11 protein-coding genes are annotated in these 13266 nt (G+C 55.9%); 7 read left to right on the top strand and 4 right to left on the bottom strand.

What is annotated here, in order from left to right:
* Window position 1: 1 nt before the first annotated feature.
* From QT230_RS02940 to QT230_RS02925, 4 genes are all read right to left on the bottom strand, one after another.
* The gene (locus QT230_RS02940) at window positions 2-889 is read right to left on the bottom strand and encodes a branched-chain amino acid ABC transporter permease (protein ID WP_308319987.1); all 888 of its coding nucleotides are present in this window, start codon (window positions 887-889) and stop codon (window positions 2-4) included.
* Window positions 890-969: 80 nt separating this feature from the next.
* Entirely contained in the window at window positions 970-2193 is a 1224-nt protein-coding gene (locus tag QT230_RS02935) for an ABC transporter substrate-binding protein (protein ID WP_308319986.1), read from the bottom strand.
* Between the two features lie 200 nt (window positions 2194-2393).
* Complete coding sequence (locus QT230_RS02930; RefSeq protein WP_308319985.1) at window positions 2394-3137, bottom strand: ABC transporter ATP-binding protein; 744 nt, start codon at window positions 3135-3137, stop codon at window positions 2394-2396.
* Window positions 3134-3925 carry an ABC transporter ATP-binding protein gene (locus tag QT230_RS02925; protein ID WP_308319984.1) on the bottom strand — a complete coding sequence of 264 codons (792 nt, stop codon included), beginning with the start codon at window positions 3923-3925 and terminating at the stop codon, window positions 3134-3136. Before QT230_RS02925 ends, QT230_RS02930 begins: the two co-directional genes overlap by 4 nt.
* A gap of 417 nt (window positions 3926-4342) precedes the next feature.
* On the opposite strand from QT230_RS02925, the gene QT230_RS02920 reads away from it, so the two are divergent.
* The 7 genes from QT230_RS02920 to QT230_RS02890 all read left to right on the top strand — a co-directional run bounded on the left by QT230_RS02920 (window position 4343) and on the right by QT230_RS02890 (window position 13266).
* A complete protein-coding gene (locus QT230_RS02920) occupies window positions 4343-4792 on the top strand; it encodes a MerR family DNA-binding transcriptional regulator (protein ID WP_308319983.1) in 450 nt (149 codons plus the stop codon).
* Between the two features lie 75 nt (window positions 4793-4867).
* Window positions 4868-6037 (top strand): isovaleryl-CoA dehydrogenase, encoded by a 1170-nt coding sequence (locus tag QT230_RS02915; RefSeq protein ID WP_308319982.1) that lies wholly within the window; start codon window positions 4868-4870, stop codon window positions 6035-6037.
* 11 nt (window positions 6038-6048) lie between these two features.
* On the top strand, window positions 6049-7656 hold the full coding sequence (locus QT230_RS02910; RefSeq protein WP_308319981.1) for a carboxyl transferase domain-containing protein: 1608 nt from the start codon (window positions 6049-6051) through the stop codon (window positions 7654-7656).
* A gap of 13 nt (window positions 7657-7669) precedes the next feature.
* Window positions 7670-8494, top strand: coding sequence for an enoyl-CoA hydratase/isomerase family protein (locus tag QT230_RS02905; protein WP_308319980.1), 825 nt, complete (start codon window positions 7670-7672; stop codon window positions 8492-8494).
* Window positions 8491-10545 carry an acetyl/propionyl/methylcrotonyl-CoA carboxylase subunit alpha gene (locus tag QT230_RS02900; protein ID WP_308319979.1) on the top strand — a complete coding sequence of 685 codons (2055 nt, stop codon included), beginning with the start codon at window positions 8491-8493 and terminating at the stop codon, window positions 10543-10545. Before QT230_RS02905 ends, QT230_RS02900 begins: the two co-directional genes overlap by 4 nt.
* A gap of 13 nt (window positions 10546-10558) precedes the next feature.
* Complete coding sequence (locus tag QT230_RS02895) at window positions 10559-11464, top strand: hydroxymethylglutaryl-CoA lyase (RefSeq protein ID WP_308319978.1); 906 nt, start codon at window positions 10559-10561, stop codon at window positions 11462-11464.
* An 80-nt stretch (window positions 11465-11544) separates the two neighbouring features.
* Window positions 11545-13266 (top strand): AMP-binding protein, encoded by a 1722-nt coding sequence (locus QT230_RS02890; protein WP_308319977.1) that lies wholly within the window; start codon window positions 11545-11547, stop codon window positions 13264-13266.

Below are 13266 nucleotides of genomic sequence, written 5' to 3'. Positions count from 1 at the left end.
TTCATGCCTCCTTACCGAACAGCCCTACGGGGCGCAACATGAGCACGAGGATCATGACAAGAAAGATCACCGTATTAGAGGCTTCGGGGTAGTACACCTTGGTCAGCCCTTCGATGATCCCCATGGAGAGACCGGTAATAATGGCGCCTAGAATCGACCCCATGCCACCAATTACCACGACTGCGAACACCACGATCAGCAGGCTTGACCCCATGGTTGGCGATACCGGATAAAGCGGCGCCGCCAGTACCCCGGCAAAAGCCGCCAAAGCAACCCCAAAGCCGTAAGTTAACGTGATCAACAGCGGCACATTGACCCCAAACGCCTGCATTAACTGCGAGTTTTCAGTACCTGCGCGCAGATAAGCCCCCAGCCGCGTGCGTTCGATCATAAACCAGGTAAATAGGCACATCGCCAGCGCTGCCACCAGTACCCAGGCGCGATAAGTGGGTAGGAACATAAAGCCCAGATTCAAGCCACCCTGCAGAATTTCCGGCGTTGCGTAGCGCGCACCGGAAACACCAAAGAAGTTGACCAGCGTGCCCTCAAAAATCAGCGCCAAACCGAACGTCAGTAACAGCCCATAGAGATGATCTAAATGGGCAATACGGCGAAGCAAAAAACGCTCCAAGAGCACCCCAAAGGCACCCACGACTAACGGCACTAAAAACAGCGCCAGCCAGTAATTAATCCCCAGATAACGAAAGCCCAACAACGCGGCGAAGGCCCCCAGCATGTATTGCGCCCCATGGGCAAAGTTGACGATCTTCAACAGGCCGAAGATGACCGCCAGGCCCAGGCTAAGCAGTGCGTAAAAGGCGCCATTCACAAGGCCCAGCGTTAGCTGACCCAAGAACACGGCCATTGGCACGCCGAATATCATCGTCATAACGCGACTCTCCTCGCCGTCAAGCAGTTGGCGGCAACCTGCCGCCAACCGGTTCTATACGCCACTTTCAGTGGAACAGCCTAGTTTTGCACTAGCTTGCACTGGCTTTCAGACAGCGGGCGGTAGGCTTCTTCGGCGGGAATGGTGCTGAGGATTTCGTAAAGATCCCACTCACCGGTAGACTCTTCGGGTGTTTTTACCTGGGCCAGGTACATATCGTGAATCATGCGGCCATCTTCACGAATAGTGCCGTTGCGGGCAAAGAAGTCTTCAATGGGCATCTCGGCCATTTGCGCGCGCACGGTTTCCGGGTCGTCGGTGCCGGCCGCTTCAACGGCTTTCAGGTAGTGCATGGTGCTGGAGTAAATACCCGCTTGAACCATGGTCGGCATGCGGCCTACTTCATCGAAATAGCGCTGCGCCCACTCGCGGGACTGCTCATCCATATCCCAGTACCAGCCGGTAGTCAGCAGCAGGTTCTGAGTAGCTTCCAGGCCAAGGGCGTGAACGTCATTCAAGAAAATCAACAGACCTGCAAGCTGCTGTCCGGATTGGGTCAAGCCAAACTGGCTGGCCGTGGTGATGGCGTTAACGGTATCGGCACCGGCATTTGCCAAGCCAACAATTTTCGCACCGGAACCTTGCGCCTGAAGAATGTACGACGAGAAGTCGTTGGTGGGGAATGGGTGGCGTACGCCGCCGACAATTTCACCACCGCTCTCTTCGACTACTTTGGTTACATCGGCCTCCAGCGCATGGCCAAAAGCGTAGTCAGCGGTCAGCATAAACCACGTGTCACCGCCCTGCTCTACAACGGCCTTGGCAGTACCATTAGCCAACGGATAGGTGTCGTAGACCCAGTGAATATGGTTAGGGGTGCAGTGCTCGTTGGTAATACTCGATGCCGCAGAGCCGGAGACGATGCCCAGGCCGTTGTTCTCTTCCAGCACCTTTGTTACCGCAATGGACACAGAAGACGCTACCAGGCCGCCGACCATATCGACGTTATCCTGGTCGATCCAACCGCGTACGGTGTTCGCACCAACGTCAGCGCTGTTACGATCATCCGCACTGGAAATCACGATGGGCGTACCGTTGACGCTGCCGCCGAAGTCGGCTACCGCCATCTCCATAGCGGTTAAGCCGCCCGGGCCGGCCAGATCCCGATAGGTACCGGACATATCAGCCAAGTAGCCAATACGGATTTCACCGTCGCTCATTTCAGCCTGCGCGGTGGAAATGGCAAAGCTGGAAGCGGCCGCAACGGCAATGCTGGCAGTGAGCGTTTTTTTCATAAAGGTCATGTTCGACTCCTGGCCCTGAGGGCCTCTTTGTTTTTGTGCAGTTTTTTTGAACAGCTATTGTTTAGTTATTAAGCTGTTGTGATGCGACTTACTGTTTTCAACTTACTGTTTGCGATTTACTGTTAATAGCAGAGCGAAAAGTACGTTTGGAGCAAAAGTACGTTTGGAGCAAAAAAGTCGCTAACGTGCTTTATGGTGCGTTATACCCCCAGCATTGAGTTGAGATGTTCCCGCCGCGAGGGTAGCTGCGCGGCACTGATTTCTTCGACAATCTGACCGTGATCCATCACAAAGTGGCGATCTGCCAACGGTGCTGCAAAGCGGAAGTTCTGCTCCACCAGCACAATGGTCATGCCAAGATCCTTAAGTTGAACCAACACTTCTGCCAATTTCTGAACGATAACCGGCGCAAGCCCTTCGGTAATTTCATCGAGTAACAGCATGCGCGCGCCGGTACGCAAAATACGCGCCATGGCCAGCATTTGCTGTTCACCGCCGGAGAGCCGTGTACCTTGGCTTCGACGCCGTTCATAGAGGTTAGGAAACATGGCGTAGATTTCATCTAAGCTCATGCCACCGGAAGAAACCGTGGGGGGTAGCAGTAGATTTTCATGCACATCTAAACTAGCAAAAATACCGCGCTCTTCGGGGCAGTAGCCAATACCCAAACGAGGTATATGGTGCGGCTTCATCTGCAGTGTTTCGTTGCCATTAATCACAATAGAGCCGGTACGCCGTCCTACCATGTTCATAATTGATTTTAAGGTAGTGCTACGGCCAGCGCCGTTGCGCCCTAACAGCGTGACAAGTTCGCCGCGTTTTACATCGAAATTCACGCCGTGCAGGATGTGCGATTCTCCGTAATAAGCATGCAAATCCTTTACGCGCAACATTTCCCGGCTTAGAGAATTCTGCACGGGCGCTTGAGCTTCAGCCGTATTCATATGTGAGCTCCCTCTTCTTCCGTAGCGTCGCTGCCCATATAAGCTTCACGCACCAGCGGGTCACGAGAAACTGTCTCGTAATCGCCTTCCGCGAGCACGGCGCCTCGCGCCAATACGGTGATCCGATCACATAAGCGACTAACAACGCTTAAATTATGTTCGACCATCAATACGGTACGCCCCTGGGAGACACGCTTAATCAGCGCCACGATGCGATCTACATCTTCCGCCCCCATGCCCTGGGTCGGTTCATCGAGCAGCATCATGGTGGGATCAAGTGCTAGCGTGGTGGCTAGCTCCAGCGCGCGCTTACGACCGTAGGGCATTTCAACCGTTAGGGTATCGGCATACTCGCGCAGTCCCACTTCTTCAAGCAGCTCAAGTGCACGCTCGTTTAAGTGATCGAGGGATTTCTCGGATTTCCAGAAATGAAACGAGGTACCCAGTTTGCGCTGCAACGCTACACGCACGTTTTCCAGCGCGGTCATGTGGGCAAATACCGCTGAAATCTGGAATGAGCGCACTAATCCTAGCTGAGCTATTTCGTTGGATTTTTTACTGGTGATTGATTTGCCACGGTACAAAATATCGCCATGGGTAGGCGGCAAAAATTTGGTCAACAAGTTAAAGACAGTGGTCTTTCCAGCACCGTTGGGGCCAATCAACGCGTGAATATGCCCTTCTTGCACCTGCAGATTGACATCATCCACGGCGGTAAAGCCGCGAAACTCTTTGGTCAGCCCTCGGGTTTCGAGGACAGGTCCTTGGAGGACATCGTTTACACTCATAGAGTGGCAAGCCTCTTATTGTTGTTGTACTGATTATTATTGTGCTGAACGCTTTTTAGCTAAGGCGGTACAAGCATAAATGCCTGCCACTGCCTTACCTGAACGTAAGGTGTACGTGCAAACTAGCAACTCTCGCCATGGCAATACAATTACAACTTTGGTCTATCAACGATATTTTCTTGAATTAACAACCCTCTTCAAAATATAAATATCAGTGAGTTACACGGTTTCAACGCTTTTCAACTGCTCGCAACTATAGCTTTACGTTAACGTAAACTTGTTTTAGCCTCAGTGGCAGTGTTCCATAGAAGGCAAACCTTAGGAATGATTCTTAGAAATAGCTCTTAAAACTAGCTCTTAGGAACAGCTATTAAGAATGGTTCTTAATCACGATGCCTTTTTTGAGAGAATGTCACCATGAGCAGAACATACTCGATTAGCGAACTGGCCAGCGAGTTTGATTTAACTACCCGCAGTATCCGTTTTTACGAAGACCAGGAGTTACTTCACCCTACTCGTCGCGGGCAAACACGGGTTTACAGCAGTAAAGACCGGGTGCGCCTAAAACTGACTATTCGCGGCAAGCGGCTGGGGTTTTCACTGGCTGAAATTCGCGAGCTGTTTGAGCTTTGGGATGAAACCCGCAGCGGCAGTAAAAAGCAGTTGCACTTAATGCTTAGCAAGATCGCCGAGCGCAGGGCGGCGCTCGACCAGCAGATGAAAGACATCACCATGGTCCAGCTTGAGCTCGAAAGCGCAGAAATTCGCTGCCGCCAAGCACTGGAAGAACTGAATCAAAAACAACGCGAAGAAGAGCAGACGGAAACCGATACAGCACCGCCATCTTCATCCGCGACCACGCATTGAACAGATAACGGCACTGAATACCGCCAGCGCGCTTACCAACACAATTATCATCACAATGAACACAGGTGATTGACCATGTTTTCACACTACTCAGAACTGAACTTCGGCCTTGATGACGAACTGAACATGCTGCGTGAGCAGGTCAACGCCTTTGCCGCCAGCGAGATCGCCCCCCGCGCAGCCGAGATCGATCGCAACAACGAGTTCCCCAACGATTTGTGGAAGAAGTTCGGCGATATGGGCCTGCTGGGCATCACCGTGCCTGAAGAGGATGGCGGCAGCGGGATGGGCTATCTCGCTCACTGTATTGCCATGGAGGAGATCTCGCGGGCCAGCGCATCGGTGGCGCTCTCCTACGGCGCCCACTCCAACCTGTGCGTCAACCAGATCAAGATCAACGCCTCCGCCGAGCAGAAAGCCAAGTACCTGCCCAAGCTGATCAGCGGCGACCACGTAGGCGCCCTGGCCATGTCGGAACCCGGTGCGGGCTCCGATGTGGTCTCCATGCAGCTGCGCGCCAAAAAAGACGGCGACCACTACATTCTTAACGGCAACAAGATGTGGATCACCAACGGCCCGGATGCGGATGTGCTGGTGGTCTACGCCAAGACCGATCCAGAGGCCGGTTCTAAAGGCATCACGGCGTTTATTATCGAAAAAGGTATGCCCGGTTTCTCGACGGCGCAGAAGCTCGACAAGCTGGGCATGCGCGGCTCCAACACCTGCGAGCTGGTGTTTCAGGACTGCGCTGTGCCTGCTGAAAATATTCTTGGGGACGAAGGCAAAGGCGTTCGTGTGCTGATGAGCGGCCTGGATTACGAGCGCACCGTACTGGCTGCAGGCCCCATTGGCATTATGCAAGCCGCTATGGATGTGGTGATGCCTTACATTCATGAGCGCAAACAGTTCAATCAATCCATTGGCGAGTTCCAACTGGTTCAGGGCAAGGTAGCGGATATGTATACCACCTTGAATGCCTGTCGCGCTTACTTATACGCGGTGGCCGGTGCCTGTGATCGCGGCCAAACCTCGCGCAAGGACGCCGCAGGGGTGATTCTTTACTGCGCTGAAAAAGCCACTCAAGTGGCGCTGGACTCCATTCAGTTGCTCGGCGGCAATGGCTATATCAACGAGTACCCCACCGGGCGCCTGCTGCGTGACGCCAAGCTGTATGAGATTGGCGCGGGCACCAGCGAGATTCGGCGGATGCTGATCGGTCGCGAACTGTTCACTGAAACCAAATAAAAGGCCGCGCCATGAGCACTGTGAATAGCCAGATCAATCCGCGCAGCGATGTATTTCAAGCCAATGAAGCGTCGATGCTGGGTGAAGTCAATAAACTACGCGAGCTGACCGCCGCCATTGCCGAGGGCGGCGGTGCCAAAGCCCGCGAGCGCCACGAAAGCCGCGGCAAGCTGTTTGTGCGTGACCGTATCGATCACCTGATCGACGAAGGCTCGCCGTTTTTAGAGTTTTCCGCCCTCGCCGCTCACAATATTTACGATAGCGAGATTCCTGCGGCGGGCGTGGTGACCGGCATTGGCCGGGTGTCCGGCGTCGAGTGCGTGATTGTGGCTAACGACGCCACGGTAAAAGGCGGCACCTACTTTCCGCTGACGGTGAAAAAGCATATTCGCGCCCAGGAGATTGCTCGTAAGCATCGCCTGCCGTGCATCTATCTGGTTGATTCCGGCGGCGCCTTTCTGCCTCGCCAGGATGAAGTCTTCCCTGATCGCGACCACTTTGGGCGCATTTTCTATAACCAAGCCACCATGTCCGCCGAGGGCATTCCACAAATTGCGGTGGTGATGGGGTCCTGTACCGCGGGTGGCGCTTATGTGCCCGCCATGGCGGACGAATCCATCATCGTTAAGGAACAGGGCACAATTTTCCTAGGTGGCCCGCCATTAGTAAAAGCCGCCACGGGCGAAAGCATCAGCGCAGAAGACCTGGGCGGCGCCGACGTTCACGCTAAAGTGAGCGGCGTGGCCGACCACTATGCGGAAAACGATGCCCACGCGCTGCAGCTGGCCCGCGCCTGTGTGTCGCGGCTGAACTGGCAAAAGCGTGGCCAGCTCGCCATGCAGGCGCCCAAGCCACCCAGGCTCGACCCTTCCGAGCTATATGGCATTGTGGGTACCGACCTCAAAAAGCCCTACGACGTGCGTGAAGTGATTGGTCGCATCGTCGATGACTCCGACTTCGACGAGTTCAAGCGTTACTACGGCGACACCCTGGTCACCGGCTTTGCCCATATTCACGGCTACCCGGTGGGGATCGTGGCTAACAACGGCGTGCTGTTTTCCGAAAGTGCCGTAAAAGGCGCGCACTTTATCGAGCTGTGCGCCCAGCGCAAGATTCCGCTGATCTTCCTGCAGAACATTACCGGCTTTATGGTCGGCTCCAAGTACGAGCACGAAGGCATCGCCAAGCATGGCGCCAAATTGGTCACGGCGGTTGCCTGTGCAAAAGTACCCAAGTACACCGTGCTGATTGGCGGTAGCTTCGGCGCCGGCAACTACGGTATGTGCGGCCGCGCCTATGACCCCAACCTGCTGTTTATGTGGCCCAACGCGCGCATCTCCGTGATGGGCGGTGAACAAGCAGCAGGTGTACTGGCCCAGGTCAAGCGTGAGCAGCACGAGCGCGAAGGCCGCGAGTGGAGCAAAGAGGAAGAAGAAGCCTTCAAGCAGCCCACCCGCGAGCAGTATGAGCACCAAGGCCACCCCTATTACGCCAGCGCCCGCTTATGGGACGACGGTGTGATTGATCCGCTGCAAACCCGCGATGTGCTGGGGCTTTCACTAGCGGCAGCGATGAACGCCGAGATTGAAGAGACACGCTTCGGCGTGTTCCGGATGTAAGGGGGCAACCACCATGGCTTACTCAACACTGATTATAGAAGAGGGCGTGGCGCGTCTGACCTTAAACCGCCCCGAAGTGCATAACGCCTTTGACGATAGCTTAATCGCCGAGCTGAATGAACACTTCAGCCAGCTCCACGCCCTTGCTGAAGCGGGTGATGTTCGCGTGGTGGTGCTGGGCTCCGAAGGCAAGAGCTTTTCAGCCGGTGCGGATCTTAACTGGATGAAGCGCATGGTCGATTACGACCTGGAGGATAACCTCGCGGATTCCCGCAAGCTTGCCGCGCTAATGCATGGGCTCGATACACTGCCCTGCCCCACACTTTGCCGCGTTCAAGGTGCAGCCTTTGGCGGCGCGGTGGGTCTTGCCGCCTGCTGCGATGTGGTGATCGCCTCTGATAAAGCTAAATTCTGCCTCTCGGAAGTCAAGATTGGCCTATCGCCTGCGGTCATCAGTCCCTACGTGCAGCGCGCGCTAGGCGAGCGGCAAATGCGCCGCTATGCGTTAACCGCCGAAGTGATGGACGCCGAAACCGCCCTTAAGCTCGGTTTAGCCCACCAGGTAGTTGAACATGAAGCGTTAGACAGCGCCGTCGACGCCATGCTGACGACGCTCTTGGCAGGCTCTCCCCAGGCCCAGCGCGTTACCAAAGCGCTGATGGCCACGGTGGCTCAAGCGCCCGACAATGACGCCACCCGCGAGCATACCTGCCAGGTCATCGCCAAGCTGCGGGTTAGCCAAGAAGGCCAGGAGGGTTTATCCAGCTTTTTTGAGAAGCGCCGCCCGGATTGGACGTCACCTGAAGAACACAATAACGCTGCGGAGCCACGCTCATGACGTTTATCCCAACCAAATTCGACACATTGCTGGTCGCCAACCGCGGCGAAATTGCCTGCCGGGTGATGCGCACCGCGCGCCGTATGGGCCTGAAAACCGTCGCGGTCTACTCTGATGCCGATGCCAGCGCGCGCCACGTACGTGAAGCCGATGAAGCCGTGCGTTTAGGCCCTGCCGCTGCTCGCGAAAGCTACCTTAATATTGATGCCGTCATCGACGCTGCCAAGCGCACCGGCACTGGCGCGATTCATCCCGGCTACGGCTTTTTGTCTGAAAACGGCAGCTTCGTTAAAGCCCTTGAAGAAGCGGGCATTACCTTTGTCGGCCCGCCCGCCTCGGCCATTGCCGCCATGGGCGATAAATCTGCTGCCAAAGCCCGCATGGCCAATGCCGGCGTGCCGCTGGTACCGGGCTACCATGGCGATGATCAAAACGACGCGCTGCTGCGCTCCGAGGCTGACAAAATCGGCTACCCGGTGATGCTTAAAGCCAGTGCGGGTGGCGGCGGCAAAGGGATGCGCGTTGTCGAATCGGGTGATGGCTTTCAGGCCGCGCTAGACGGCTGTCGACGCGAGTCCAAAGCCGCTTTCGGCGATGACCGTATGCTGATCGAGAAGTACCTGGTACAGCCACGCCATGTGGAAGTCCAGGTGTTCTGCGACCGCGACGGCAACGGCGTGTACCTATTCGAGCGCGACTGCAGCGTTCAGCGCCGCCACCAAAAAGTCATCGAAGAAGCCCCCGCCCCTGGCATGACGGCGGAGCTACGCAGCGCCATGGGCGATGCTGCCGTGCGCGCCGCCCAAGAGATCGGCTACGTGGGCGCGGGCACCGTGGAATTTCTATTAGATGCGGACGGTTCGTTCTACTTTATGGAGATGAACACCCGTCTTCAGGTTGAACACCCGGTCACCGAAATGATTACCGGCCAGGATCTGGTCGAGTGGCAGTTGCGCGTGGCCATGGGCGAACCGCTCCCCTGCCGACAGGATGAACTGACCATCACCGGCCACAGCTTTGAGGCGCGTATTTACGCCGAAGACCCAGACCAGGATTTCCTACCCGCCACCGGCCTGCTCAACCGCTTTGCACTGGATTTAGAAGGTGCGGGCTTGAGCGCTGACCAAGTACGCCTGGACAGCGGCGTAGAGAGCGGCGATGCGGTGTCGATGCACTACGACCCGATGCTTGCCAAGCTGATTGTGCACGGTGCTGACCGCGATGCGGCGCTGGCTACCCTTAACCGTGCGTTGGCAGCCTTGGACGTACAGGGTGTCGTCACCAACCGCGCCTTTTTAATGCGTCTGGCGACCCACCCCGGTTTCAAGAACGTGGAGCTGGACACCCGCTTTATTGAACGCAATGAAGCCACACTGTTTGCTCCGCGCACCTACAGCATGGAAGCCTACGCCAATGCGGCGCTGATTGGCCTGAATCAACTCGCCCAGGAGTGCGAAAGCGACTCCCCCTGGGATCGCCACGACGGCTTCCGCCTGAATGCGCCCCACACCATTCGCATCGCCCTGTGTGACCCGGCTAGTGCCCAAGCGCCGGATAGCGATGAGGCGGTAGTGATCGTCGAAGGTAAACGCAGCGCGGGTGAATCACTGTGGAAACTTACTATCGGCGATGAGCCCCTTACCGCTAGTCTACAGCCGCTGACCGGTGATGCAGTCGCCGTTACCCTGAACGGCCACCGCCGCCGCCTGCAGGCGCGCCGCGACGGGCATGTGGTGGTCATGGCGGACCCGAGCGGTGAAACCCGTCTGTTCTGGCGGCGTATCGATGCCATCGACCACGGTCACCATGAGGCGGAATCCACCCTCACGGCACCGATGAACGGGACGGTAGTCGCTCTGCTGGTGGAACCCGGCGTGGCGGTTGAAAAAGGCATGCCGCTAATGGTGATGGAAGCGATGAAGATGGAGCACACCATGACCGCCCCTGCCGATGGCAGCGTGGACACCTTCCACTTCCAGGCAGGCGATACTGTCAGCCAAGGCGCCGTGTTACTCGACTTTGCAGCCAACGACTCTGCGGCTAACAAATAGGAGCTTACCCCTTATGCCACTGCCTACCTCCGTTAAGCTGTTTGAAATGGCCCCCCGTGACGGCCTGCAAAACGAGCCGGGGGACATCGTGCCCACAGCGACTAAAATTGCCCTGATCGAGCGGCTGGCCAAGGCGGGTATGACGCATATTGAAGCCGCCAGTTTTGTATCCCCCAAGTGGGTGCCGCAAATGGGCGACGCCGTCGAGGTGATGGCGGGCATTCAGCGCCAGCCCGGCGTGGTCTATTCGGCGCTAACGCCCAATCTAAAAGGGCTTGAAAACGCCCTCACCGTGGGTGTTGAAGAAGTCGCGGTGTTTGGTGCCGCGTCTGAAGCCTTCTCACAGAAAAACATAAACTGCTCGATTGCCGAGTCGCTGGCACGCTTTGAGCCGGTGCTCAAGCGTGCTGGCGATGCGGGCGTTCGCGTGCGTGGCTACGTCTCCTGTGTATTGGGCTGCCCCTATGAAGGCGATATCGATCCCAGCAAAGTGGCCGAGGTGGCCAAGGCGCTTTATGAGATGGGCTGCTACGAGGTGTCACTGGGGGATACCATCGGCGTCGGTACACCGATGGCAGCCAAACGAATGATTGAGGCGACTCGCCAGCAGGTGCCTGTTGAATTTCTGGCGGCGCACTTCCACGACACCTATGGCATGGCGCTGGCCAACCTGTACGCGGTAATGGAAGAAGGCGTCAGCGTGATTGATGCGGCCACGGCAGGGCTCGGTGGCTGCCCTTACGCCAAGGGCGCCTCCGGTAATGTGGCCACCGAAGACGTGCTCTATCTGTTGGAAGGGCTGGGGATTGAAACGGGTATCAATCTACAGGCCGTGATCGATACCGGCTTTTGGATCACTCGCGAGCTAGGCCGCAAGCCGAGCTCCAAAGTCGCCCTGGCAAAAGGCCCTAGCCATTAAAATTCGAAATAAAATAATAAAAGCAGCCAACTATCCTCTGCCTTCCCGCTCGGACAAGAAAAATATCGGAGAGTCTTAACATGGCATCATCTGCTCTTACCCAACCCAGCTACTCCAGCAGCATGGCGGACAAGCCACTGCTGGGCATGACCATTGGCGATAAATTCGACCAGATCGCGTCACAGTATGCTGATAACGATGCGCTGATCGTTGTGCACCAGAACATTCACTGGAGCTATCGCCAGCTTCAGGAAGAGGTGAACCGCTGTGCCCGTGCACTGCTCTCCATTGGTGTTAACAAAGGCGACCGCGTTGCCATTTGGGCGCCCAACTGCAGCGAGTGGACGCTCACCCAGTTTGCCACCGCCAAAATTGGCGCCATTCTGGTCAACATTAATCCTTCTTACCGTACCCACGAATTGGAGTACGCGCTGAACCAATCCGGTGCACGTTTTTTGGTGACCGCCAACAATTTCAAAAGCTCCGACTACAGCGGCATGCTGTATGAACTGGCGCCCGAATTAAAAGCGGGCAAAGAAGGCGAACTAAAAGCCCAAAAGCTGCCTGACCTTGAGTGCATTATTAATTTAAGCGATGACAAACTCAGCGGCATGTGGCGCTGGTCTGATTTAATGGACGAGGCTAACAAAATTAGTCAAACCGATGTGGACGACCTGCAAGCCACACTCCAGTTCGACGACGCGATCAATATTCAGTACACCTCCGGCACCACCGGTTTTCCCAAGGGCGCCACACTCTCCCACCATAACATTCTCAACAACGGTTTCTTTGTGGCGGAAAGCATGGGCTTTACCAGCGAAGACCGTTTGGTTATTCCGGTGCCGCTTTATCACTGCTTTGGCATGGTCATGGGCAACTTGGGCTGCATGACCCACGGCGCTACGATGATCTACCCGGACGAGGGCTTTGACCCGGGCAAAGTACTCAAGGCAGTACACGAACAGAAAGCCACCGCGCTGTACGGCGTGCCGACCATGTTTATCGCCGAGCTGGATCACCCTGACTTTCCCAACACCGACCTATCAACGTTGCGTACCGGTATCATGGCGGGCTCGATCTGCCCCGCTGAGATCATGAAGCAGGTCATCAGTAAGATGAACATGAAGGGTGTGCAGATCGCCTACGGAATGACCGAAACCAGCCCGGTCTCCACTCAAACCGGCGCCGATGACAGCATTGATAAGCGCGTTTCAACCGTCGGTCGTACCCAGCCGCACCTGGAAACTAAAATCGTTGATCCCGGCAACGGCGGTATTCTGCCCCGTGGCGAAATCGGTGAGCTGTGTACCCGCGGCTACAGCGTGATGCTGAAATACTGGAACAATGATAAAGCTACGGAGGAAGCCATCGACGAAGCAGGCTGGATGCATACCGGCGACCTGGCCACTATGGATGAAGAGGGTTATATCCAGATCGTGGGCCGCATCAAAGATATGGTGATTCGCGGCGGTGAGAACGTCTATCCCAAAGAGATTGAAGAGTTTCTCTACACCCACCCGGCCATTTCAGAAGTACAGGTCACCGGCGTGCCGGATAAAAAGTACGGCGAAGAGCTGATTGCCTGGGTAAAGCTTAACAGCACCGCAGGTGACGTGACCGGTGAAGAGCTGCGCGAGTTCTGCAAAGGCAAGATCACCCACTTCAAGATTCCCCGCTACTTCAAATTCGTCGATGAATTTCCGATGACCGTTACCGGCAAAGTTCAGAAATTCAAAATGCGCGAAATTTCGATTCAAGAGCTAGGTTTAGAGCAAGAGTCAGGCTTGGATCAAGAGTCGTAA

Origin of the sequence: Halomonas sp. SpR8 (assembly GCF_031010195.1) — a bacterium.
In the GTDB taxonomy this organism is placed as follows: domain Bacteria; phylum Pseudomonadota; class Gammaproteobacteria; order Pseudomonadales; family Halomonadaceae; genus Vreelandella.
This window is presented reverse-complemented; position numbering and strand designations above follow the sequence as displayed.